Origin of the sequence: Nocardiopsis mangrovi, from assembly GCF_042653925.1 — a bacterium.
Lineage (GTDB): Bacteria > Actinomycetota > Actinomycetes > Streptosporangiales > Streptosporangiaceae > Nocardiopsis_B > Nocardiopsis_B mangrovi.
Genome location: NZ_JBHSFQ010000003.1, coordinates 219,960 through 243,240, shown reverse-complemented (window position 1 = coordinate 243,240; position 23,281 = coordinate 219,960). Strand labels below are relative to the sequence as shown.

The following is a 23,281-nucleotide window of genomic DNA, read 5'->3' as shown; positions in this document are numbered from 1 at the left end:
CGACCTCGCCGACCGAGCGGGCCGCGGTGCGGCGGGGCGGGTCCCGGCGGCGCTCGGCGGCGCTGGGCCGGGCGGTCGCGGTGGCCGGCGTGCTCGTGTTCACGCTGTTCCCCGCGTACTTCATGCTCGTCACGGCGTTCTCCGGCGAGACCACCACGGGCAGCGAGTCACTGCTGCCCGCCTCGGTGACCCTGGAGAACTTCCGCTACATCCTGGTCGAGGCGGGCTTCCTCACCTACCTGGGCAACTCGCTGCTGGTCGCGCTGGTGACCGTGGTGGGCAGCAGCCTGCTGGCGCTGCTGGCGGCCGTGGCGGTCGCCCGGTTCCGGTTCCGGCTGCGCACCACCATGCTGGTGATGCTGCTCATCGTGCAGATGGTGCCGCTGGAGGCGCTGGTCATCCCACTGTTCCTCCAGGTGCGCGACCTCCAGATGCTCAACTCGCTGCTGGGCCTGAGCATCGTCTACATCGCCCTGGCGCTGCCGTTCGCCGTGTGGATGCTGCGCGGGTTCGTCGCGGCCATCCCCCAGGAGGTCGAGGAGGCGGCCTACGTCGACGGCGCGTCCTGGCCGCGGATGTTCTGGTCGGTGCTGCTGCCCCTGACGGCGCCCGGCCTGGTGGCAACGGCCATCTTCTCGTTCATCACCGCGTGGAACGAGTTCATCCTCGCCCTGACCTTCCTGAACGAGGGCGACAAGTACACGGTGGCGGTGGGCCTGCGGCAGTTCTACGGCCAGTACACCACCGACTGGCCCTCGGTCATGGCGGCCTCCACCGTCATCACCCTGCCGGTCATGGTCTTCTTCCTGATCGTGCAGCGGAGGATGGTGTCGGGACTGGTCCACGGGGCGGTGAAGGGATGAGCGCGGCGCGGCGCGACCCCTCCGTCCGGCGCATGGCGCACACGGTGCTGATGCCGGGCTTTTGCGGGACCGGCGTCCCGCCGTGGCTGGAGCGCGCCATCACCGATGAGGGCCTGGCGTCGGTGCTGTACTTCGCCCCGAACCTCACCGAGGACCCGGCGGGGCTCTCCGCGCGGCTGCACGGGCTGCGCCCGGACCTGCTCGTGGCCTCCGACGAAGAGGGCGGCCGGGTCACCCGCCTGCACGCCGGCGCGGGATCGCCCTATCCCGCCCACGGGGAGCTGGGAGCGGCCGACGACATCGCGCACACCCGCGGCGTCGCCGCGGCCATGGGGCGCGATCTCCGGGCGGCGGGTATCGACGCCGCCCTGGCGCCGGTCGTGGACGTCAACGTCAACCCCGCCAACCCCGTGATCGGGCCGCGCGCCTTCGGGGCGGAGCCCGCCGCGGTCGCCGCCCACGGCGCCGCCTTCACCGCCGGGCTCCACGAGGCCGGGCTGCTGTCGGCCGCCAAGCACTTCCCCGGGCACGGCGACACCCGCACCGACTCCCACGTCGACCTCCCGGTGATCGATATCGACATGGCCACCCTGCGCGCCCGCGAGCTGGTGCCGTTCCGGGCGGCAGTGCGGACCGGGGTGGACATGGTGATGGTCGGCCACATCCGCATCCCCGCTCTCGACGACGCGCCGGCCAGCGTGTCGCCGCGCGCCTACGCCCTGCTGCGCGACGAGGTGGAGTTCCGCGGAGTGGCGATCACCGATGCCCTGGACATGCGCGGACTCGCGCGGCACACCGGGGCCGGATCCGTGCTGGAGGGCGTCGCCCGCGGGGCCGTGGCCGCGCTCTCCGCGGGGGCCGACCTGCTGTGCCTGGGCAACCCCTACACCGCGCGGGCCGGCGACGAGGAGATGTTCGCCGGCACGCGCGACCGGCTGCTGGAGGGCGTCGCCGCCGGCGCGGTCCCCGTGGAGCGCCTCGCCGAGGCGGCCGGCCGGGTCGAGCGGCTGCTCGCGGCCCGTACACGGACTTGACCGCCGGCCCCCGGGCGGAGAGGGTGGCCCCGCGGGCCGGCGGCCCGCACCGACCGGGGGAGGGGCGAGATGGCGCCGGAGTCCGAACAGCATCCCGTCGAGCCCGACACCCCGTGGCCCAAGAGCCCGACCACGGTCGCCATCCGCTGCAACGTCTGCATGGACCTGCGGTTCTTCGCCGACCGGCACGCCGACCACCTCGACGACTACAGCCCCGGCCCGCACTGCAAGACCTGCGGCAAGCGGATCGAGTTCCGGTGCACCGGGTGCGACTCCCAGTGGCGCCCGCTGTCGTGACCGGCGGCGGCCGGCACGCCGCCGGCCCGCGGCGTGCGGTCAGCGCAGCTCGCGCTTGAGGATCTTGCCGGTCGCGGTCATCGGCAGGGCGTCGCGGAACCGCACCAGGCGCGGGTACTTGTAGGCGGCCAGCCGCTCCTTGCTCCAGGCCACGAGCTCCTCCTCGGTGAGCGCGGAGTCCTCCTCGCGGATGACGAAGGCCGTGATCTCCTCGCCGTGGGTGTCGTGCGGCACGCCCACCACGGCCGCCAGGCTGACGCCGGGGTGGGTCATCAGCAGCTCCTCCAGCTCCCGCGGGTACACGTTGTAGCCGCCGCGGATGATCAGGTCCTTGGAGCGGTCGACGATGAAGTAGAAGCCCTCCTCGTCGCGCCGTGCGATGTCGCCGGTGCGGAACCAGCCGTCGCGGACCACCTGGGCCGTCGCCTCGGGGTTGCCGTGGTAGCCCTTCATCACGCAGTGGCCGCGCACCGCGATCTCACCCGGGCCCTCGCCCTCGATGTCGGCGAAGCCGGGGTCGACGAGCTTCATCTCGACCCCCCAGATCGGTCTGCCGATCGAGCCGGTCTTCGCTTTGACCTTCGGATTGTTGAAGGACACCACCGGAGAGGTCTCGGAGAGCCCGTAGCCCTCCAGGATCTCCACGCCGAACCGCTCGGTGACCTTGCGGGCGAGTTCGCCGGGCAGGGCCGAGCCGCCGGACACCGCCGTGACCAGGGCGGCGGTGATGGCGTCGATGTCGTGCCCGCCCTTGGCGCCGAGCAGCCCCCAGTACATGGTCGGCACCCCGGCGAAGATGGTCACGCGCTCGCGCTCCATGAGCCGCAGCGCCTCGTCGCCGTCGAAGCGCGGTTGCAGGACGAGGGTCCCGTGCCGGTACAGGCCGAGGTTCATCATCGTGGTCTGGCCGAAGATGTGGAACAGGGGCAGCACGGTCAGGAACACGTCGTGGCCGCTGGGGGAACGGCCGAAGAGCGTGTCGCAGGCGACGGCGTTGAACAGCAGGTTGTTATGGCTCAGCTCGGCGCCCTTGGGGGTGCCGGTGGTGCCGCTGGTGTAGATGACGACCGCGGTGTCGTCGGCGTCGGTGCGCACCGGCGAGAAGGTGCCGGGCAGGCCGTCGAGCGCGGCCCACAGCGTCTGGGCGCCCTCGATGCCCGATTCCGTCGCGCCCGCGGCGGCGGGCAGGTCGATGTAGGTGCGGCAGGAGTCGACCTGGGAGAAGGCGGCGTGGGCGCGCTCGCCGAGGGGGAGGTCGGGGGACCCGGCGAACGCGAACAGCGCGGTCGCTCCGGAGTCCTCCAGGTGATAGGCGATCTCCCGCGCGGTCAGCAGGATGTTCAGGGGCACCACGACCGCGCCCGCCTTGAGCGCGCCGAAGTACACGAAGGGGAAGTAGGGCACGTTCGGGCTGGCGAGCGCCACGCGGTCGCCCGGACGAACGCCGCGCTGCACCAGCAGGTTGGCGACCTGGTTGGCGATCATGTCGGTCAGCGCGTAGCTGAGGCGCAGGTCGCCGAAGACGAGGCAGTCGCGCTCGGGGGTGGTCCGGGCGCCGTCCTCCAGCAGAACGGACAGGTTCAGCATCGCGCCTCCCGCGGCGGTGGCCAGTGGTCCAGGTCACTGTTCTACCGCACGGTAACAATGTCCGGCAGGGGGGTTCGCCGCCCGGTCACCCTTCGCCGCGGATCAGCGTGACGCTGCCCGGACGGGAATCGGAGTCGCTGATACCGATCTCGGAGACGCGCCAGGGCTCCCCGCCGATATCGAGGGTGTCGCCGAGGCTGAGGGTGTGCTCGCTGTCGTCGCCGTCCTCGCCGACGCTGATGACCACGGCCGGGTCGTCGCCGTCCTGATGGCCCGCCATCCGCAGGGTCGTCGCCCGGTCGGTGCCGGCGCCGAGCTCGACCGGCACCCCCTCGGTCAGCTGGAGGCGGTCGTCATCGGGGCCCAGCACCGGGGCCGGTCCGGCGCTCTCGGAGGCATCGGGCTCCGCCTCGCCGCCGCACGCGGCGGAGCCGATGCCGAGGACGAGCCCCAGCGCGGCGAGGGACACCACCCGGGCGAAACGGCGGGCACCATCGAACGTCGTCATCGTGAGCGAATCTCCATCAAGGGGGGCACGGGAGGTCGGGGCGCAGCGCCGCGGACAGCGGCGCGCCTCCGGCTGCATTGTCCCACCGGCACACCCGCCCGAGACCCGGGTGCACCGGTGGGCCCGGGCCCGAGTGGATCCCCGCCGGGTGGGAATGACGACACCGATGGGCCCGCCCCGGGCACCCGGGACGGGCCGCACCCCCCTGACACAAGGAGTCCGTCCATGCCGTGGTGGATCTGGGCCGGAGCCGTACTGATCCTGGCCGTGGGCCTCTTCGTCATCTGGAGGCTGGTGCGGATGACGGAGGCGCCGCCGACCTACTTCCGGGACGGCCTCGCCGGCCCCGGCGCCGACCCCGAGCTCAAGGAGAGGGCACAGCGCACCCCCCTGGTCGAGGGGTACCAGGTGCGCTACCGGCGCCGCCCGAAGCGCGACCGCGACGGCTCGGCGCGCACGACCCGCCGCAAGGACGGGGCGAGGGCGGTGAAACGCTCCTCCTACCGGAGGAAATGAACGTCCGTCGCGAGCAGGGTCCGCGCTAACCTGGAAGCTCAGACACCCGGCTGCCGGAGCCGCCGCACCCCGTGCCGTTCGCGCAGGGGAAGCGGCCACCAGCACTCCCAGCCGCAATGTGCCCTTGTGCGACCCGGTAGAGGACGACCCAGCGATGACAGCGGTAGATGGAGACCAGGCGACGAGCGAGTCCTATGACGCCCGCGCCCTCCAGGAGAAGTGGCAGGCGCGGTGGGCGAAGGAGAACCCCTTCGCCGCGAGCGAGGACCCGGCCGACGGCCGCCCGCGCCGCTACGTCGTCGACATGTTCGCCTACCCCTCCGGCGACCTCCACATGGGGCACGCCGAGGTCTACGCCATCGGCGACGTCATCGCGCGCTACCGCTTCCAGCAGGGCGAGAACGTCCTGCACCCCATCGGCTGGGACTCCTTCGGCCTCCCGGCCGAGAACGCCGCCATCCGCAACGACAGCCACCCCGCCGCCTGGACCTACGCCAACATCGAGACCCAGGCCGAGTCGTTCCGGCGCTACGGCATCTCGGTCGACTGGTCGCGCCGGCTGCACACCAGCGACCCCGAGTACTACCGCTGGAACCAGTGGCTGTTCCTGCGCTTCTTCGAGCGCGGCCTGGCCTACCGCAAGGACGGCCTGGTCAACTGGTGCCCCAAGGACCAGACCGTGCTGGCCAACGAGCAGGTCGTGCAGGGCCGGTGCGAGCGCTGCCACACCGAGGTCGTGCGCCGGACCCTCAACCAGTGGTACTTCCGGATCACCGACTACGCCGAGCGGCTGCTGGACGACATGGCGCAGATCGACGGCGGCCGGTGGCCCGACGAGATCCTGACCATGCAGCGCAACTGGATCGGCCGGTCCCAGGGCGCCGACGTCCGATTCGCCATCGAGGGCCGCGACGAGCCCGTCACCGTCTTCACCACCCGCCCCGACACCCTCTACGGGGCCACGTTCTTCGTGGTCGCGGCCGACGCCGCCCTGGCCGACGAACTGTGCGCGCCGGAGCAGCGGGCGGAGTTCGAGGCATACCGGTCGGAGGTCGCCAAGCTCAGCGACATCGAGCGGCAGTCCACCGAGCGGCCCAAGACCGGCGTGTTCCTGGGCCGCCACGCGATCAACCCGGTCAACGGCGAGCGCATCCCCGTGTGGGCGGCCGACTACGTCCTGGCCGAATACGGCCACGGCGCGATCATGGCGGTGCCGGCGCACGACCAGCGCGACCTGGACTTCGCCCGCGCGTTCGGACTGCCGGTGCGCGTGGTCGTCGAGACCGGCGAGGCCGACCCCGCCCAGAGCGGGGTGGCCACGGCGGGCGAGGGCGTCCTGGTCAACTCCGGGCCGCTGGACGGCCTGGCCAAGGGCGACGCGATCCCCCGGATCATCGAGATCCTGGCCGGGCGCGGCACCGGCGAGGGCACGGTCAACTACCGGCTGCGCGACTGGCTGCTGTCCCGGCAGCGCTTCTGGGGCACGCCGATCCCGATCATCCACTGCCCCGAGTGCGGCGAGGTCGCCGTCCCCGACGACCAGCTCCCGGTGCGGCTGCCCGACGACATGAAGGGCGCCGACCTCGCGCCCAAGGGGGTCTCCCCCCTGGCAGCGGCCACCGACTGGGTCAACGTCGACTGCCCGCGGTGCGGGGGGCCCGCCACCCGCGACACCGACACCATGGACACCTTCGTCGACTCGTCCTGGTACTTCCTGCGCTACTGCTCGCCGCACCTCGACTCCGCACCGTTCGACACGGACAAGGTCGCCAAGTGGGGCCCGGTGGACCAGTACATCGGCGGCAAGGAACACGCCACCCTGCACCTGCTCTACTCCCGGTTCGTCACCAAGGTCCTCTACGACATGGGCATGGTCGGCTTCACCGAGCCGTTCGCGCGCCTGCTCAACCAGGGCCAGGTCATCAACGGCGGCCGGGCGATGTCGAAGTCGCTGGGCAACGGCGTCGACCTGGGCGCCGAGATCGACGGCTACGGTGTCGACGCCGTCCGGCTCACCATGATCTTCGCCGGCCCGCCCGAGGACGACATCGACTGGGCCGACGTCTCCCCGGCGGCGTCGCTGAAGTTCCTGAACCGCGCGTACCGCGTCATGGCCCAGGCCGGCGCGGCGTCCGCTCCGGGGACCGACCCCGCCGGCGGCGACCCCGACCTGCGCAAGGCCACGCACCGGACCCTCGACCGGGTGACCGCCGCGGTCGAGGCGCACCGCTTCAACGTCGCGGTCGCCCGGGTGATGGAACTGGTCACCGCCGCCCGCCGGACCATCGACTCCGGGCCCGGGGCGGGCGACCCCGCGGTGCGCGAAGCCGCCGAGGCCATCGCCATCACGCTGTCGCTGGTCGCGCCCTACCTCGCCGAGGAGGGCTGGGAGCTGCTGGGGCACACGGGTTCGGTGGCCGTCGGGAACTGGCGCAGCGCCGACCCCGCGCTGCTGGTCACCGAATCGGTCACATGCGTGGTCCAGGTCGCCAGCAAGGTCCGCGACAAGCTGGACGTGGCCCCCGACATCTCCGAGGAGGAGCTGGAACGGCTGGCGCTGGCCTCCGAGAAGGTCCAGGGCTTCATCGGCGGCAAGCAGATCCGCCGGGTCGTGGTCCGCGCGCCCAAGCTCGTCAACATCGTGGTGGGGTGACGCCGTGGACGCCCGCGTGGAACGGCTGATCCGCGAGGCGACCGCGACCCCCGTCCGGCGGTGGTCGCTGGCCGCGGGCGGGGTCGCGGTGATCGCGGGCGTCGCGATCGCCGCCGGCCTGGCGGTGGGGGCCGAGGGCCCGGCGGTCCAGGCCGGCGGGGACGACGCCTTCGCTGTCGCTCCGGGGTGCGACACCGTCGACCCCGGAGCCGTCGAATCCCTGCTCGAGGGCGCCGAGCTGGAGACCGCCGAGCACGGGCGGCTCGACGGCGCCGACAGCGCCACCTGCGTGTGGACATCGGTGTCCGCCGATGCGGCCGCGCCGCGGTTCCTGCACGTCGACCTCACCGCGTACTTCACCGACCGGGCGGGTGAACCCACCGGGTCCGAGTCCGCGGCCGGGCAGTTGTCGGACCTGTCGCCGGTCGTCGACCTCGAAGGCGCCGCGCCCGTACCCGCTCTGGGCGACGGGGCGATGGTGTGGCCGGGCGCGTCCGGCGGGACCGGCGCCGAAGTCGCGTTCCGCCGCGACAACCTGGTGGTCCGCGTGTCCTACGGCGGCGACGAAGGCGACGGCGGCGTCCCGCTGTCCTACGACGACGCACGCGACGGCGCCGTGGCGCTGGGGGAGCAGGTCGCGGGATCGCTGTGAGGCGTCGCTCACTCTCCGGCGCCGGCGCGCCCGCCCCGGACCGGCGGCGGGACCGCCTCCTCGGCAGGGCCGGTAGCGTTAGGCGATCGCCGATGGCGCGACGGATACAGCCGAGTACGGGGAGGCGTCGACGATGACCCAGCCACCTTCCGGCGGTCCCGGCGAGGGGCCGTCCGGACCGTTCGGCGGGTCGCCTTCCGCACCGCGGCCCGAGACGCCGCCCGAGCGCCCCACCGACACCCCGCCCGGCCGGCCGGACCCGCAGGCCCGCCCCGGGCCCGGGTACCCCCATGAGCAGGGCGACCCCGGGCAGCGGCACCCCGGCCCGGCCGCCGCGCATCACCACCAGGGGCAGGACCCGCCGCCCGGGTACGGCCCGGCGGCGCAGGGCGCACCGCGGCCCGCAGAGCCGGCGCGGCCCCAGGAGGGCGGCCCGGGTGCCGCCCAGGGCTTCCCCGGCCGGCCCGCTCCGGGCCCGCCCCCGGCTCCCGGAGGACATCCGGCCGGCCAGGGGCCCTCGCAGGGCCCGGTGCCCTTCGCGCCGGTGTCCGGCAGCGGCGGCCCGGGGCCGCAGCCGGCCTACGGCGCGCCGCCCCCCGAGGCACCACCGGTGCGGGCGGCGCCGCAGCAGAGCCGGGGGTGCGCCACGGCCGCGATCTCCGTTCTGGCGGTGATCGCGCTCCTCCTGGTCGTGGCCGGGGTCTGGGCGATCGTGTCGCTCGCCGGGGGCGGGGGCGGCTACCAGAGCGCGCCCGACTGCGCGGTGGGTGAGACCGCGGCGCTGGAATCGCTGGTCCCCGAGTACAGCGAGGAGCTCGCCCAGCCCCTGGAGGGCATGGACGAGAGCTGGCGCGACGGCTACGAGTGCCGGTGGGGCACGCCCTCGGACGCCGTGGCGGTACCCGCGACGGCCCGCCTGGTCCTGGTCCGCGTCGGCGATCGCGGCGCGACCGACGGCGAGCAGGGCGCGGCCGAGGCGCTGCGCGCCGCGCCGCGCGACAACGACGTCCGGGAGGTCGACGACCTCGGCGACGAGGCCACGGCCTGGAACGAGTCGAGCCAGGGCTTCGCCTGGGGGTGCGTCGGCGTGCGGCTGGCCAACCTGTTCACCCTCTCCTGCTACACCGCCTCCATCGACTACCAGGTCAGCGGTGCCATCCCGGAGGACGACGCGCTGGCCGGCGCCGAGGAGCTGGCCAGCGCGACCGCGGCCGCCATCGAGGACGGCGACTACTAGCCGACCGGTCCGGGGGAGCGGCTGCGCCGCGCCCCCGGACCGTCGCCCGTTCAGGAGCCGGCGTGCTCCTCCGCGCGGCCGCCGGCGGGCGGCAGGCCCAGGCGCAGCAGGATGGTCCGGGACAGGTCGGCGATGGTTCCGCCGCCCCGCACCAGCTCCATGGGCGGGATGTCCAGGCCGTAGTTCCGGTTGACGGCGAGCATGAGTTCGGCGCCCATCAGCGAGTCCAGGCCGAACTCCTCCAGGCGGCGGTGGCGGTCCAGCCGCTCCGGATCGGTGTGCAGGATCTCCGCCAGCACGTCCGTGAGGTGGCCGGCCAGGGCGTCCTGCGCCTCGCCCGGCGGCAGCGCCGTGAGCCGGGCGATCAGGCCGCCGTGCCCGGCGGAGTCGTCCGCGGGCAGATCGCCCAGGAACAGCCGCAGGCGCGGGGACGCGGCACTGGCCGGCAGGACCGCCCCGCTGCGCGCGAGGCCGGACCGGGCCACGGTGACCACCCCGTTGGCACCGGGGCGGATCCGCTGCGCGGCGGCGAACGCCTCGGCGGGCGTCATGGGCGCGAAGCCGGACGCCGTGACGAAGGACGCCAGGCCGTTGCGTGCGACGTGGCCCACCTGGCCGATGTGTCCCCAGGCCAGGGCCAGCCCGGCGGCGCCGTCGTGGCGGCGCCGCCGGATGAGCGCTTCGGTGAACGCGTTGGCCGCCACATAGTTGGACTGGCGGATGTTGCCGAGGGTGGCCGTGACGGACGAGTAGGTGCAGAACAGCGAGAGGTCGCGGCCGCGCGTGAGGCGGTCGAGGTGGAGGAGCCCCCGCATCTTCGGGGCCAGGACGGCGGCGAAGCGCTCGTCGGTGAGGTCGGCGAGGTCGGCGTCGTCGAAGAGCGCGGCCGCGTGCACCACGCCGCACAGCCGGTGTCCCCCGGAGTCGATGTCCCGGAGCAGGCCGGCCACCGCGCCGGGGTCGGCGCAGTCGACGGCGTGGGCGGTGGCGTGCACCCCCATGCCGGCGAGGTCGGCCAGCAGGGCCGCGGCCTCGGGGGCGTCGGCGCCGCGGCGCGACGCCAGGGCGAGGCGGCGGGCACCCTGGCCGGCGAGGTGGCGGGCGGTGGCGGCGCCGAACCCGCCGAGCCCCCCGGTGACCAGGTAGGTGCCGTCGGGGTCCAGCCGCGGGCGCGCGGGCCGCGGGTGGACCGGGATGGGTTCGTCGAGGTCGTCGAAGGAGGCCACGACCTTGCCGATGTGGCGGGAGTGCTGGAGCAGCTCGAAGGCGTCCTGCACGCGGGCCGCGGGGAAGAGGGTGTGCGGCAGCGGGCGGTAGTCGCCGGCGTGGACGCGCTCGGTCACCCGGCGCCAGATGTCGGCGGCCTCGTCCGGCCGGTCCAGCAGGACGTTGAGGTCGACGCTGAAGAACCCGATGTTGTTGTGGAAGGGCCGCAGCGGCAGCGGGTTGTTCTCCATGATGTCGCGCTTGCCCAGTTCCACGAACCGGCCGCCGGGGCGCAGCAGCTCCAGCCCGCGCCCGATGGCCTCGCCGGACAGCGAGTTGAGCACGACGTCCACTCCGCGGCCGCCGGTGGCCGCCATGACCTGCGGGGCGAAGTCCAGGCTGCGGGAGTCCAGGACGTCGTGCACGCCCAGCGTCCGCAGCAGGTCGCGCTTGACCTCGCTGCCGGCGGTGGCGATCACCCGCGCCCCGCACGACCGCGCGTACTGGAGGGCGGCCAGCCCGACCCCGCCCGCTCCGCCGTGCACGAGGACGGTCTCCCCCGCGCCCAGCCGGGCCAGGTGTCCCAGGGCGTACTGCACCGTGGTGAAGACCACGGGCAGGGTGGCGGCGGACGCGAAGCCCATGGTGTCGGGGATGAGGCCGACGGCGTGCGCGCTCGTGACCGTGTGGGAGGCCAGTGCGGCGGGCGCCAGCGCGAACACCCGGTCGCCGACCCGCAGGTCGGTCACGCCCGGGCCGACCGCGTCGATGACGCCGGCGCATTCCAGCCCGGGCCCGTTCTCGCTGAGCGAGCCCTCGATGGCCTCGGCCGGGAGCATCCCCGTGACCTGCATGGTGTCGCGGTAGTTCAGCGCGGCCGCCCGGACGGCGATGGCGACCATGCCGGGACCCGGCACGGGCCTATCGCATTCGGCCCAGCTCAGCCGGTAGTTGAGGCCGGGGGAGCGCGTGCGCAGCGTGTAGGCGGCCACATCGGTGGCCGCGACCGTGGGGGCGTGGCGGACCTCGCGGGGCACGAACCGGCCCGCGCGGGTGAGGACGATCTCGTCCTCGGGGCCGCCGGCGCGCAGTTCGGCGGCGATCCGCCGGGCGTCGGCGGCGGTGCCGGCGCCGCGTTCCAGGCTGATGCGGGTGATGGGCAGGTCGGGGCGTTCGTTGGCGAGGGTGCGGGCCAGCCCCCACACGGCGGCGTCGGCGGGGGCTTCGGGCTCCTCGGGCGCCGGCAGGGCGCCGGTGGGCCGGGTGACCAGCGTCAGCGACCGTGTGGGGCCGTCGCCGCCGCCGGGGCAGGCGGCGGTCAGGCCGCGCAGCAGCGCGGCGCGCCGGGTGGTGAGCCGGACGGGGTCCGGGTCGCCCTCCGCGGGGTCGGCCAGGATGACCGTGATCGCGAGGTGGCCGTCCTCGCCGGACGCGCTGTCGGCGAGCAGGCCGGCCCAGGCCGCCGCTCCGTCCGGGGCGACGGCGGAGCGCGCGGCGGCGCCGGTCGCCGCGGCCGCGGCATCGGCCAGCGGCGATTCCCGGGGGGTCTCGGCGATGACCAGGTGGCGGTCGCCGGCCCGGGTGCCGCCGTCGGTCCCTGAGCCGTCCGGCGGGGCCGGTGCGGACAGGGCCGCCCCGGCCGGCGCGGCCGGCGTGGCGGCGAGGATGACCGAGAAGTCCTCGGCGTGGGGCGCGCGGTCGTCGCCGGTCTGCACCACGTGCTCGAATCCGCTGCGGCGCAGGAGCGGCGGCCACTGCTCGCGGCCCAGGAAGGCGCCGTCAGGCCGCAGCGCGGTGTCCGTGGGCGCCCAGAAGTCGTCCAGCATGCCGAACGTCGACGCCGCGGCGCGGGCGTTGTGGGATTCGACCGCGAGGAGCCGGCCGCCGGGCGCGAGCAGGCCGGAGACGCGGGCCAGGGCGGCCGCCAGGTCCGTTGCGGTGTGCAGCGCGTCGGAGGCCACCACCAGGTCGTATCCGCGGGCGGGGAAGCCCTGGCCGGTGGGGTCGTCGTCGAGGTCGAGGACGCGGTAGTCGACGACGTCGAAGTCGGCCAGGCGCTTCTGCGCGGTGGCGAAGAAGGAGGGCGAGACGTCGGTGAAGGTGTAGTGGGTCCGTTCCGGCGGCAGCAGTGGCAGCAGCGCCCGGGTGAGGCCGGCGGTGCCGGCCCCCAGCTCCAGGACGCGCAGCGGGCGGCTCGGCGGCCAGGCGGAAACGATCTCCGCCAGCAGTGCCTGCGCCACCCGGTGGACCGGGCGCAGCTGGGCCGAGGCGCCGTAGAAGCAGCGCAGCAGCTCCGCCGGGCCGTCGTCGAGGACCAGCTCCTGAGGGGGGACCTCACCGCGCAGGAACGCGGGCAGGCGCCGCATCAGGTAGTTGAGCAGCACCACGTCGTTGCCGTAGGCGGGCAGGGTGTGCAGCATCCCGCGGACCAGCTCGGGCCCGCGGAAGTCGGAGGTGGTCAGCCTCAGCCCGCCGTCGGGGGTGGCCCGGACCAGGCCCTCGGCCTCGCACCAGGGCAGCAGCAGCCCGACGGTCCGCCGCTGGTGGCCGGGGCCGCCGAGGCCCTCCAGGTCCGCCAGGGTGAAGCGCGTGCAGGCGTGCGGCAGGGTGCCGGCGATCGCCGCGGCCACGTAGTGGGCGGTGATCCGGCGCAGCCGCCGTGCGAACCGCTCGTAGTCCCGGCTCTGCGCCGTGTCGCGCAGCCGCGCGATCCGGTCGGCGGCCCCGGCGGCGATGTGCTCCGGTTCCGGCAGCGGGGACGGGGCGGCCGGTTCCAGCGGAAGGGGAGCGGCGCGCAGCACGGTGTGCTGGAGTTCGACGGGGCCCTTCTCCTGCCCGGCCAGGCGCCGCATCCGGACCCCGCGCAGCTCGACGCAGACGGCGCCGTCCGCGTCGGTCACGGTGACGTCCCAGCACAGCTCGCCGGCCACGCGGGATCGGTCGCGCACATGGAACCAGCCCGCGGCCGCGGGAGCGCGCCAGACCTTCACCGATCCGATGGCCGCCGGCAGGTGGACGTGGTCCCCGGCGGCGACGCCCGGTACGAGCGGCAGGCCGCTCTGGAGCGCGCCGTCGAGCAGCGCGGGGTGGACGCTCAGCCGGTCGTCGGCGGCGTCGCCGCGGTAGGCGGTGATGGTCTCGCCGTCGCCGGCCCACAGGTCGCGGATCTGCCGGAAGGACGGCCCGTACCCCAGCCCCGCGCGGTCGAACAGGTCGTAGCACTGCGTACGGCCGAGGTGGCGCGGGCAGCGTTCCCGCGCCGCGGCCACGTCCAGCGCCGGGGGCGCGGTGCCGAGGAGCCTCCTGACCCGGCCCCGCGCGTGGGGGCGCGGCGCGGCCCCCGGGCGGTCCGTGCCCGTGATGTCGAGGAAGCCGTCGCGGGGCGAGAGCGACGCCTGGACGCGCACGCTGCCCGCGTCGTCCCAGGGGATGACCAGGGGGCGGACGAACTCCCAGGAGTCGGTCTCGACCGGGCCGTCCAGCACCTCCCGGCCGGCAGCCAAGCCCATCTCCACGTACCCGGTCGCGGGGAAGACCACCGAGCCCGCCAGCCGGTGGTCGGCCAGCCAGGGTGCCATGGCGGGCTCGACGGCCCCCTGCCAGGACGGGATGGCGGCGGGCAGGCGCTCACCGAGCAGGGGGTGGACGACGGGGCCGGCCGGGGAGCGCGCCCAGTCGTCGGGGTGGCCCTGCCAGTGGCGTTCGCGCTGCCACGGGTAGGCGGGCAGGGTTGCCACCCTGCCCGGAGCGGGGAAGGAGGCGGCCCAGTCGATGTCGGCGCCGGCGCCGATCAGCGAGGTGACGGCGGTGTCCATGGCCGTGCGGCCGCCGGCGTCGCGGCGCAGGGTCGCGGTGGTGGTGCAGCGGCGCTCGGGGGCGGCCGCCAAGATGCGCCGGAGGTAGGTGCGCAGGACCGGGTGCGGGCCGATCTCGGCGAACACCCCGATGCCGGAGTCGCGCAGTGCGGCGACGGCCGGGGCGAACAGGACCGGGCGGCGTATGCCCTGCCACCAGTGCTCGGCATCGAGTCGCGTGCCGTCGATCAGCCCGCCGGTGGCGGTGGAGGCCAGGGGGATGTGCCCGGGCGAGGGGGCGAGGCCGTCCAGCGCCCGCAGCAGCGGGCCGCGGACGGCGTCCATGGCCGAGCTGTGGAAGGCGTGGTCGAGGTCGAGGAGGCGGAAGAACACCCCCCGCTGCCCCAGCTCCGCGGCGACGGCTTCGAGCTGGAGCTGGGAGCCGGCGAGGGTGACGTCGTGGTCGCTGTTGACCCCGGCGATCTCGACGCCGGGATGGCGCGCCAGCAGCTTCTCGGCCTCGTCGGGGGAGAGGCCGGCGGCGGCCATCCGCCCGCTGCCGGCCGTGGGGGCCTGGGCGCGGCCCCGGGCGGCCACGATGCGCGCGGCCTGGTCCAGCGACACCGCGCCGGCGGCCCACGCCGCCGCGGCCTCGCCCACGCTGTGCCCGGCCACCGCCGCCGGGGCGATGCCGCGCGCCCGGAGGATCCGGGTCAGGCCGACCTGCACGGCGAACAGCAGCGGCTGGGCGACCTCGGTGAGCTCCAGGCGCCACTGCTCCGGCGGCAGCGCCATCTCCCGCACCACCGACCACCCCAGGTACGGTTCGAGGGCGGCGTCGGCTTCGGCCACCGCGCCCGCGAACACCGGGTCCGTGGCCAGCAGATCGGCGCCCATCCCGGCCCATTGCGCGCCGTTGCCGCAGTAGACGAACGCGACCCGGCCGTCGGAGGCGGCGGGTGCGGCCGGCTGTCCGGGGGCGTCGGACAGCCGGCGCGCCGCGTCCTGGGGGTCGGCCGCCAGCACCGCGCGGCGGTAGGGGTGCGCTCCGCGGCGCGCGCAGGTGGTGAACGCGATGTCGCGGAACTCCTCCGCATCGGCGGAGGAGAGCCGGTGCGCGAGGCGTTCGGCGGCCGATTCCAGGGCCTCGGGAGTGCGCGCCGACACCACCACCGGCAGGGCGGAGGGCGCGGTCAGCGGGACGGCGGCCGGCGCCGCGGGGTCGGGTGGCGCGGCCACGATGACGTGCGCGTTGGTGCCGCCGAACCCGAAGGAGTTCACGCCCGCCAGCCGCCGGCCCCGGGCGGCCGGCGCCACGGCGGCGGCGTCGACGGCCGGGGCCAGGTTCAGCCCGGCGAAGTCGATGCCGGGGTTGAGCGGGGCGGCGTGCAGCGACGCCGGGATGCGGCCGTGGCGCAGCACCAGCAGCGCCTTGAACAGCCCGGCCATCCCGGAGGCGGGTTCCAGGTGGCCCAGGTTGGACTTCACCGAGCCGACCGGCAGCGCCCGGGACCGCCGCTGCGCCAGCGCGCGGCCGATGGCGGTGCACTCGGCGGGGTCGCCCACCGGGGTGCCGGTGCCGTGCGCCTCCACGTACACGAGCTCGTCGGGATCCACCCCCGCCGCCCCGTAGACGTCGCGCAGCAGGCGCTCCTGGGCCGCGGCGCTGGGCAGGGCCAGCCCGGCGGTGCGCCCATCGCTGTTGGACCCCCACCCGGCGAGGACGCAGTGGATCCGGTCGCCGTCGGCCAGAGCGTCGGGCAGGCGCTTGAGGACCACCATGCCGCCCCCTTCCGCCCGGACGAAGCCGTCGGCGCCGGCGGAGAACGCCGCGCACCGGCCCGTGGCGGACAGCATCGACGCCTGGGAGAACGCGACGTACACGTAGGGGCCGACGAGCACGTTCACCCCGCCCGCGAGCATCACCCCGCCGTGCGCGGCGACCTGTTCGCACGCCCGTTCCAGGGCCACCAGCGACGACGAGCAGGCGGTGTCCATGGCGACGCTGGGGCCGCGCAGGTCGAAGGCGTGGGAGAGGCGGTTGGCGGCGATGGAGGACGCCGCCCCCGACGCGGTGTAGGCGTTCACCGTGGCGGGCGACATCATCTGCAGTCCGCCGTAGGAGGCGTCGGAGATGCCGACGAACACGCCGGCGGGCGTGCCCGCCAGGCGCGCGGGGACGATGCCGGCGTCGTCCAGCGCCTCGGCGGTGAGCTCCAGGAGCAGGCGGTGCTGCGGGTCGGTCTGCGCCGCCTCCTTCGGCGAGATGCCGAAGTAGTCGGCGTCGAAGGAGGCGATGTCGTCGAGGAAGCCGCCGGCGGAGGTGTAGCTCTTGCCCGGACGCGGCCCTGTCCGGTCGACGAACCGCTCCGGGTCGAACCGGTCGGCCGGCACCTCTCCGACGAGGTCGCGGCCCTCGTCCAACGCCGACCACAGCCCGTCCAGGTCGCCGATGCCGCCGGGGAGCCGGCAGCCCACCCCGACCACCGCCACCGCCCGGTCGCCGAACCTGTTCGCCGCCGCTTCCATGTCAGCCCCACTCCATACGATTACTTTGTGTGATGATGAGGTTACGCACCGACCGCATGGCGCGGACGCGTTTTTCGCGGGTCACGCCTTCGGGTCGGTCATGTCCGCCTCCGGCCGGGCGTGGCGCGGCGGGGGCCGGGACCGGACCGCGCGGGTCCCGCCCGCGTCCCGGAACGCCGTTCCGGGCACGGGGGCGTCCCTGCCGGAGCGACGCGTCCGCCGCCGGGCGCGAACCCCGGTCGCGTCCCGCGGTCGCCTTCGTGGCCTCCGCCTCCGGACGCACTCACGAAGGAAGGGCCGTCTGATGTTCACCGCGTGGAGCGTGCTCGTCCACCGTCTCCGCTGGGCCGTCATCGCCGTCACCCTGGCGGTCGCGGTGCCGGCGGGGATGTGGGGCGCCGGCGTGGCCGGCGAACTCTCCGACGGCGGCCTGAGCCCTTCGGGAACCGAGTCCGCGCAGGTGGCCGACCTGACCGCCCAGCACCTGGCGGGGGTCCGCGACGTCGTCCTGCTCTACCGGGGCGGCGGCGGGTACGGCGACCCCACCTTCGACGACGCCGTTCGGGCCAGCCTGCGGGCGCTGCCCGGCGACGCCGTGCGCACCTCGATGGACCCGTGGAGCGCCGCCGCCGACCGGCGCTCCGCCGAGGCACTGGTGTCGCGCGACCGCGACGCCGTCCTGGTGCCCGTGCGGCTCGACGGCGCCACCGAGGACGAGAAGTCGGCGTCACTGGCGGCCGTCCGCGCCGCCGCCGGCGTCGCCGAACTGGAGGAGGCAGGGGTCGACCTGGCCATCAGCGGCGAGACCACCCTGCGCGCCGAGTTCCGGGAACAGGCGATGCACGACCTGGCGCGCGCCGAGCTCATCGCCTTCCCGCTGCTGCTGGCCGTGCTGGTGTGGGTGTTCGGCAGCGTCACCGCGGCGGTGCTGCCGCTGGCAGTCGGCGCGGTCGCGGTGGCCGGCTCCGTCGCGGGGCTGCGCCTGATCGCGCTGTCCACCGAGGTGTCCACGTTCGCGCTCAACGTGGTCACCATGATCGGACTCGGCCTCGCGGTCGACTACGCGCTGTTCATGGTGAGCCGCTTCCGCGAGGAACTCGGCGCCGGGCGGGCCGTGCCCGCCGCTCTGACCGCCACCCTGCGCACCGCGGGCCGCACCGTCGCGGTCTCGGGGCTCATCATCGGGATCTCCTTCAGCGGGCTCCTCGTCTTCGACCTGGGAGCGCTGCGCTCGATCGGGGTCGGCGGCATCGCCGCCACCTTCCTCGCCATGGCCGCGGCCCTGACGGTGCTGCCGGCGCTGCTGGCGGTCCTCGGCACGGGCGTCGACCGCCTGGCCGTGGGGCGGCGCGGGGGGCGGGCCGCCGCCACGCGGGCCGCCGGCCCCTGGGCGCGGCTGGCGGGTGCGGTCATGGCCCGCCCGGCGCGCTGCCTGACCGCGAGCGCCGCGGTGCTGGCCCTGCTCGGAGCGCCGTTCCTGCACGTGCACTTCAGCACCTCGGGGCCAGAGGTGCTGCCGGAGCACTCGGAGGCGCGCGGGGTCGCCGAATCGCTGGACCGGGACTTCCCGGGGGCCCGGCGGCCGATGGCGACCGTCGTCGTGACCGGCCTGGAGCCCGGGCCGGGCGCCGACACCGCCGTGGCGGACTTCGCCGCCCGGGTCCGCGCGGTCCCGGGCGTGGCGGGGGCCGAACCGCTGGGGCGCGACCGCCACCAGGCGGCCGTCCTCGTCGAGTCCGATGCCGCGCCCAAGTCCGAGGAGGCGCGCGACCTCGTCCTGCGGCTGCGCGCCCTGCCCCCGCCCGACGGCGCCCGCACCCTCGTCGGCGGGGAGACGGCCGAGCTCATCGACACCCTGGCCTCGCTGCGCGCCGACCTGCCCGCGATGGCCGCCGTCGTCGCCGCTGTGACGGTGGTCCTGCTCTTCGCCGCGTTCGGCTCCATCGTGCTGCCCCTCAAGGCGCTGGTGGTCGGGGCGGCGTCGCTGACGGCCTGTTTCGGGGTGGTGGTGTGGGCCGTCCAGGACGGCCACCTCGCCGGGGTCCTGGGCTTCACCACGCCGCCCGGGACCGATCCCGCCGTCATGATCCTCATCGCGGCCATCGCCTTCGGGCTGTCGATGGACTACGAGGTGTTCCTGCTGGGGCGGGTCCGCGAGGAGTGGCTGCGCACGGGGGACGGCACCGCGGCCGTCGCCGCGGGGATGCAGCGCACCTCCGGCCTGATCACGCGGGCGGCGCTCCTGCTCGTGGTCGTCCTCGGCGCCATGGCGACGGCCGACGTGCTGCTGGTCGCCACCGTGGGGATCGGCCTCGTGGCGGCCGTCGTGATCGACGCGACCCTGGTGCGCGCCGTGCTCGTCCCGGCGGCGATGCGGCTCATGGGCGCGGCCAACTGGTGGCTGCCCCGCCCGCTCGCGGCCCTGCACCGCAGGATCGGCGTCGTGGAACCCGCGGCGGGCCCGGAGCATCCCCGCGCCCCCGACGAGGCCGGCCGGACGCCCACGCCGGCGTGAACACCGGGCCCGCGCCGTGCGGCCCGCGGGTCAGGGGCGCACCGCGGAGTCCAGGAACGCGGAGAGGGCCGGGGCCACGTCGGGGGAGAAGGCGCGCTGGGCGTCCAGGACGGCGGCGCCGGGGGCGTCGTCGTAGACGCGGAACACGTGGTCGGCGCCTTCGACGTCGACCCGCTCGGCGTCGAGCAGCCCGGTCATGAGCCGGTCCACGTCGCCGCGGGCGATCTGGGAGTCGGCCGTGCCCCAGAGCACGAGCGTGTCGACATCGCCGGGGAGGTCGCCGGCCAGGTCGACCGGGTCCATGGCGTCGATCCGGTGCAGGAACGGGGCGACGGAGGGGTCGAACAGGCCGCCCAGTTCGGGGACGGGGTCCTGTTCGGGCCGTTCGCCGGACCGGATCAGGGCGATCGCGGCGCGGGTGTCGGAGAGGACCCGCGCGGCATCGGCCGGTTCCAGCGCGCCCGCGCCCTCCTGGAGCCGGATCTGATCGGTGAGCTGCCGGTCGACCGTGTCGAGGTAGCGTCCGCCGGGCGGGGCGGCGAGCACCAGCGCCGCGGGCGGGTGGTCGCGAACGGCCTCCGGGGCGCGCAGGGCGAACAGGGCGCCTTCGCTGTGGCCCAGCACCAGCAGCCGGTCGGGGTCGACCTCCGGCTGGGCGGCGAGCTGGGCGTAGGCGTCGGCCATCTCCTGCTCGAAGACGTCGTAGCCCACGGAGTCGTCCTCGTCCCGTGCGCCCATGCCGGTCTCGCCGCTGCCGAGCTTGTCGTAGCGCAATGAGGCGACGCCGGCGTCCGCGAGCAGGCGGGCGAAGTTCTCGTTGGTGCCGGCGTCGGGGCGCATGGGGTTGTCGCCGTCGCGGTCGGTGGGACCGCTGCCGGAGATGATCAGGGCCGCCGGCACCCGGCCCCGGGCGTCGGGCGGCAGGGCGAACGTCCCGTACACGGTGTCGGGGCCGCTGTCGAAGCTCACGTCCCGCTCCACAGGCGCGGCGCCCGGCGGCTCCGGAGGGCCGGCGGGGTCCTCCTGCCCGGAGCACGCCGAGGCGGCCAGGAGCACGGCGGCGGACAGGGCGGCGGTGCGCACAGCGGCGGAGGCGAAGGGCATGCCCCCTACCGTATTGCCGCCCCTGCCGCCGGGGGACGCGGTGCTCCCGCCGGCCGGGGGGACGCCGTGCGCGGCGCCTCCCCGGCCCGGTCGTACTCCCGCGTCGCGCCGGGGATAACCGTTCGGCGTCGAAACGGGAAAAGGCCCGTGACCTTCAGTGAAGATCACGGGCCCGTGCCAAAGCGTGGCGGAGTCGTTATTCCGGCGCGTGTTAGATCTCAGATGCGCCGGAGAACGGCGACGACCTTGCCCAGAATGGTGGCGTGATCGCCGTTGATCGGCTCGTAGGCGTCGTTGCGCGGCAGCAGCCACACATGGTCGCCGTCGCGTTTGAACGCCTTCACCGTGGCCTCGTCGTCGAGCAGCGCGGCGACGATGTCGCCGTTGTTGGCCTCGGGCTGCTGGCGGACGACGACCAGGTCACCGTCGGTGATGGCGGCGTCGATCATGGAGTCGCCGACAACGTTCAGCATGAACAGCCGGCCCTCGCCGACGAGCTGCTTGGGCAGGGTCAGGACGTCCTCGATGGCCTCCTCGGCGAGGATCGGGCCGCCCGCCGCGATGCGGCCCACGACCGGGACGTCGGTCGCGCGCGAGCCGTCGGCCCGCGGCTCGTCGTCGAGATGGTCCCAGGAGCGCACGGTGGGCTGTCCGGGAATGCGAATTTCGACCGCTCGTGGGCGATTCGGATCGCGGTGAAGATAGCCCTTGCGTTGCAACACCTTCAGTTGGTGCGCGACACTGGAGGGGCTCGACAGGCCCACCGCGTCGCCGATTTCCCGGATGGACGGTGGGTACCCGCGTTGCCGCACGTAACGGTGGATGCAGTTCAGCACACTCTGCTGGCGGGCCGTCAGTTTCGGCGCACCATTGTCCGTACCGGCCGCGGGATCCCCCGCACCTGGAGATTTCGCGGTGGCGGACCGGAGTGCGGCGACGGACGTTCCGCCCGCGTGAGGTTCCTGCGTTCCGTGATTCTCCTCCGGCACGGCCGGCCTCCTCGGCGGTCGGTGTTCTGGGCGTGGGATGTCGAAGCATCGTCAGGATGATCCCCGCGCCCGCGGGGTCGCCCCGTCGACCGTCTGACAGCGGTAGCGGCGCCATCGCCGATACCGCAGTGAAACATGTCCAACGGTAGTGCCTGCGCTGGGCAATATCAAACAAACGTTCGAGCCGGTGATGAAAAAATCGCCGAGATGCGGTAATAGTCGAACGTTGGTTCGAACGAACTGGCGTTCGAAAGTGGGGGTCATGTCCGAACCGTCCGTGCTGCGGCCCCGGGGTCCCGTCCTGTTCGACTGGGCGCAGGAGATTCCCGAGTGGCGCACCGCACCCGTGAAGTTCGCCGCCCGTCCGGCGGTCGCCGGCGCGCACTCGGCCGTCGGCCCGCCCGATCTGCCGGACCTCAACTGCGCCATCGCGCCGGGGATCGTGCCCCCGGTCGTCAGGCGCGGGTGGACCCGCCTGACCCGCCGCGGCCGTGTGGTCCTCGTCTCCACCGCATCCGCCACCGCCACCGGCGTTCTCTCGGTCTTCTTCCTGACAGCCGTCGCGGCCGGGGCATCCGCCTCCGGCGCGCCCGCCGCATCGGCCTTCCTGCCCGCCTCGTCCTCGACCGTCGTCGTCCGCGATGGCGATACGCTGTGGGGGATCGCCGAGCGGGTCCGGCCCGGTGACGATCCCCGCCGGACCGTGCACGAGATCGTGCGGATCAACGAGCTGCCGAGTTCCGAGCTGGAGCCCGGTCAGGAGCTCGTCCTCCCCTGATCCGACGCTGCGCTGAGGCGCGCATTCACGCAGGTCACTCCTGTTCACGCCGGGACCGCGATCCGTCGCGCCCGGCGTGTCGCATGGCCGGGGGCCGGTGGTCTCCGGCGTGCCGGCGGGGCGCCCCCGCGCGACACGCCCGGTCCTGATCCGGGTTTGGCCCGTGTGACCTGGGTGGAGTCGCGGGTCACGTGTGGCGCGACTTGCGCACCCCATCGCGACGGTCATAAGTTGACCACAACATCTAGTGCTCACCCGGAACAAGCAGCCTAGAACTTGTGCTTTAGTAGGTGTCCGAACTTTCCGCTCCCTCCGGAACCTCCGGTCCGGTGGGGGTGTGGGACGACATGACCAGGGCTGCCCGGGCGACCACGGGCATGCCCGCGACCGCTGCGCGGGGATGGCGACCGATGCCGTTGATGCTGATCTTGGGGAGGGCACGCCGACATGCACTGTCCGTTCTGCCGTCATCCTGACACCCGTGTCATCGACAGCCGGTCGACCGAGGACGGCGCCGCGATCCGCCGCCGCCGGACCTGCGCCGAATGCGGCCGCCGGTTCACCACTCAGGAGACCGTGCTGCTCATGGTCGCCAAGCGTTCCGGGGTGACCGAGCCGTTCTCCCGCACCAAGATCGTCGCCGGCGTGCGGCGCGCCTGCCAGGGGCGTCCGGTCACCGAGGACGCGCTCGCCAAGCTCGGCCAGCGGGTCGAGGAGGAGATCCGGTGCCGCGGCATGGCCGAGATCCCCGCCCACGAGATCGGGCTGGCGATCCTGGGGCCGCTGCGCGACCTCGACGAAGTGGCCTATCTCCACTTCGCCTCGGTCTACCGCGGATTCGAGTCGCTCACGGACTTCGAGAACGAGATCGCCACCCTCCGGGCCGACCGGGCCACGGCCGCCCGGGAGGACGCGCCACAGGGGTAGCACCGGGCCGATCGGCCCGGAGGGGCGATGAGGAATGAACCGCCACCCGTTGCGTGTGACAGCGGGGGCGTGTGTTGGGTATGTGACGAGTA

Annotated in this window: 15 protein-coding genes; 10 read left to right on the top strand and 5 right to left on the bottom strand. The window is 74.5% G+C overall.

Annotated features, from left to right (window positions below):
* Positions 1–122: 122 nt before the first annotated feature.
* From ACFO4E_RS04960 to ACFO4E_RS04950, 3 genes are all read left to right on the top strand, one after another.
* Positions 123–863 (top strand): carbohydrate ABC transporter permease, encoded by a 741-nt coding sequence (locus ACFO4E_RS04960; RefSeq protein WP_378571965.1) that lies wholly within the window; start codon positions 123–125, stop codon positions 861–863.
* Positions 860–1,897, top strand: a complete 1,038-nt coding sequence (locus tag ACFO4E_RS04955) for a glycoside hydrolase family 3 N-terminal domain-containing protein (protein ID WP_378571817.1) — start codon at positions 860–862, stop codon at positions 1,895–1,897. The genes ACFO4E_RS04960 and ACFO4E_RS04955 overlap by 4 nt, the downstream gene beginning before the upstream one ends.
* Before the next feature lie 69 nt (positions 1,898–1,966).
* Positions 1,967–2,194 carry a hypothetical protein gene (locus ACFO4E_RS04950; protein WP_378571816.1) on the top strand — a complete coding sequence of 76 codons (228 nt, stop codon included), beginning with the start codon at positions 1,967–1,969 and terminating at the stop codon, positions 2,192–2,194.
* Between the two features lie 39 nt (positions 2,195–2,233).
* Here ACFO4E_RS04950 and ACFO4E_RS04945 read toward each other — a convergent pair whose 3' ends face one another.
* Entirely contained in the window at positions 2,234–3,781 is a 1,548-nt protein-coding gene (locus tag ACFO4E_RS04945) for a long-chain-fatty-acid--CoA ligase (RefSeq protein WP_378571815.1), read from the bottom strand.
* Between the two features lie 85 nt (positions 3,782–3,866).
* Complete coding sequence (locus ACFO4E_RS04940; RefSeq protein WP_378571814.1) at positions 3,867–4,289, bottom strand: DUF6406 domain-containing protein; 423 nt, start codon at positions 4,287–4,289, stop codon at positions 3,867–3,869.
* Between the two features lie 225 nt (positions 4,290–4,514).
* Here ACFO4E_RS04940 and ACFO4E_RS04935 point away from each other — a divergent pair, with 225 nt between their 5' ends.
* From ACFO4E_RS04935 to ACFO4E_RS04920, 4 genes are all read left to right on the top strand, one after another.
* Complete coding sequence (locus ACFO4E_RS04935) at positions 4,515–4,805, top strand: hypothetical protein (RefSeq protein ID WP_378571813.1); 291 nt, start codon at positions 4,515–4,517, stop codon at positions 4,803–4,805.
* Positions 4,806–4,959: 154 nt separating this feature from the next.
* Positions 4,960–7,458: a leucine--tRNA ligase gene (gene leuS / locus ACFO4E_RS04930; protein ID WP_378571812.1), complete on the top strand. Its 2,499-nt coding sequence runs from the start codon at positions 4,960–4,962 to the stop codon at positions 7,456–7,458.
* A gap of 4 nt (positions 7,459–7,462) precedes the next feature.
* The gene (locus ACFO4E_RS04925; RefSeq protein ID WP_378571811.1) at positions 7,463–8,110 is read left to right on the top strand and encodes a hypothetical protein; all 648 of its coding nucleotides are present in this window, start codon (positions 7,463–7,465) and stop codon (positions 8,108–8,110) included.
* A 133-nt stretch (positions 8,111–8,243) separates the two neighbouring features.
* A complete protein-coding gene (locus ACFO4E_RS04920; protein ID WP_378571810.1) occupies positions 8,244–9,347 on the top strand; it encodes a hypothetical protein in 1,104 nt (367 codons plus the stop codon).
* 50 nt (positions 9,348–9,397) lie between these two features.
* On the opposite strand, the gene ACFO4E_RS04915 is transcribed toward ACFO4E_RS04920, so the two are convergent.
* Positions 9,398–16,876 (bottom strand): SDR family NAD(P)-dependent oxidoreductase, encoded by a 7,479-nt coding sequence (locus ACFO4E_RS04915; RefSeq protein WP_378571809.1) that lies wholly within the window; start codon positions 16,874–16,876, stop codon positions 9,398–9,400.
* A 304-nt stretch (positions 16,877–17,180) separates the two neighbouring features.
* Between ACFO4E_RS04915 and ACFO4E_RS04910 the strand changes: the two genes are divergently transcribed.
* Positions 17,181–19,391, top strand: a complete 2,211-nt coding sequence (locus ACFO4E_RS04910) for an MMPL family transporter (protein ID WP_378571808.1) — start codon at positions 17,181–17,183, stop codon at positions 19,389–19,391.
* A 30-nt stretch (positions 19,392–19,421) separates the two neighbouring features.
* On the opposite strand, the gene ACFO4E_RS04905 is transcribed toward ACFO4E_RS04910, so the two are convergent.
* Both ACFO4E_RS04905 and lexA read right to left on the bottom strand, forming a co-directional pair.
* The gene (locus tag ACFO4E_RS04905) at positions 19,422–20,495 is read right to left on the bottom strand and encodes an alpha/beta hydrolase family protein (RefSeq protein WP_378571807.1); all 1,074 of its coding nucleotides are present in this window, start codon (positions 20,493–20,495) and stop codon (positions 19,422–19,424) included.
* Between the two features lie 218 nt (positions 20,496–20,713).
* Entirely contained in the window at positions 20,714–21,484 is a 771-nt protein-coding gene (gene lexA, locus ACFO4E_RS04900; RefSeq protein ID WP_378571806.1) for a transcriptional repressor LexA, read from the bottom strand.
* Between the two features lie 262 nt (positions 21,485–21,746).
* On the opposite strand from lexA, the gene ACFO4E_RS04895 reads away from it, so the two are divergent.
* Positions 21,747–22,262: a LysM peptidoglycan-binding domain-containing protein gene (locus ACFO4E_RS04895; RefSeq protein ID WP_378571805.1), complete on the top strand. Its 516-nt coding sequence runs from the start codon at positions 21,747–21,749 to the stop codon at positions 22,260–22,262.
* Between the two features lie 447 nt (positions 22,263–22,709).
* Positions 22,710–23,189 (top strand): transcriptional regulator NrdR, encoded by a 480-nt coding sequence (gene nrdR / locus ACFO4E_RS04890; RefSeq protein ID WP_378571804.1) that lies wholly within the window; start codon positions 22,710–22,712, stop codon positions 23,187–23,189.
* The last annotated feature ends 92 nt before the right edge of the window (positions 23,190–23,281 follow it).

What these genes read in the sequence shown, in the direction of transcription:
- nrdR (WP_378571804.1), top strand. Translation starts at nt 22,710, where the DNA reads ATGCACTGTCCGTTCTGCCGTCATCCTGACACCCGTGTCATCGACAGC.
- ACFO4E_RS04945 (WP_378571815.1), bottom strand. Translation starts at nt 3,781, where the DNA reads ATGCTGAACCTGTCCGTTCTGCTGGAGGACGGCGCCCGGACCACCCCC.
- ACFO4E_RS04915 (WP_378571809.1), bottom strand. Translation starts at nt 16,876, where the DNA reads ATGGAAGCGGCGGCGAACAGGTTCGGCGACCGGGCGGTGGCGGTGGTC.
- ACFO4E_RS04935 (WP_378571813.1), top strand. Translation starts at nt 4,515, where the DNA reads ATGCCGTGGTGGATCTGGGCCGGAGCCGTACTGATCCTGGCCGTGGGC.
- ACFO4E_RS04910 (WP_378571808.1), top strand. Translation starts at nt 17,181, where the DNA reads ATGTTCACCGCGTGGAGCGTGCTCGTCCACCGTCTCCGCTGGGCCGTC.
- ACFO4E_RS04950 (WP_378571816.1), top strand. Translation starts at nt 1,967, where the DNA reads ATGGCGCCGGAGTCCGAACAGCATCCCGTCGAGCCCGACACCCCGTGG.
- ACFO4E_RS04955 (WP_378571817.1), top strand. Translation starts at nt 860, where the DNA reads ATGAGCGCGGCGCGGCGCGACCCCTCCGTCCGGCGCATGGCGCACACG.
- ACFO4E_RS04960 (WP_378571965.1), top strand. Translation starts at nt 123, where the DNA reads ATGCTCGTCACGGCGTTCTCCGGCGAGACCACCACGGGCAGCGAGTCA.
- leuS (WP_378571812.1), top strand. Translation starts at nt 4,960, where the DNA reads ATGACAGCGGTAGATGGAGACCAGGCGACGAGCGAGTCCTATGACGCC.
- ACFO4E_RS04920 (WP_378571810.1), top strand. Translation starts at nt 8,244, where the DNA reads ATGACCCAGCCACCTTCCGGCGGTCCCGGCGAGGGGCCGTCCGGACCG.
- ACFO4E_RS04895 (WP_378571805.1), top strand. Translation starts at nt 21,747, where the DNA reads ATGTCCGAACCGTCCGTGCTGCGGCCCCGGGGTCCCGTCCTGTTCGAC.
- ACFO4E_RS04905 (WP_378571807.1), bottom strand. Translation starts at nt 20,495, where the DNA reads ATGCCCTTCGCCTCCGCCGCTGTGCGCACCGCCGCCCTGTCCGCCGCC.
- ACFO4E_RS04940 (WP_378571814.1), bottom strand. Translation starts at nt 4,289, where the DNA reads ATGACGACGTTCGATGGTGCCCGCCGTTTCGCCCGGGTGGTGTCCCTC.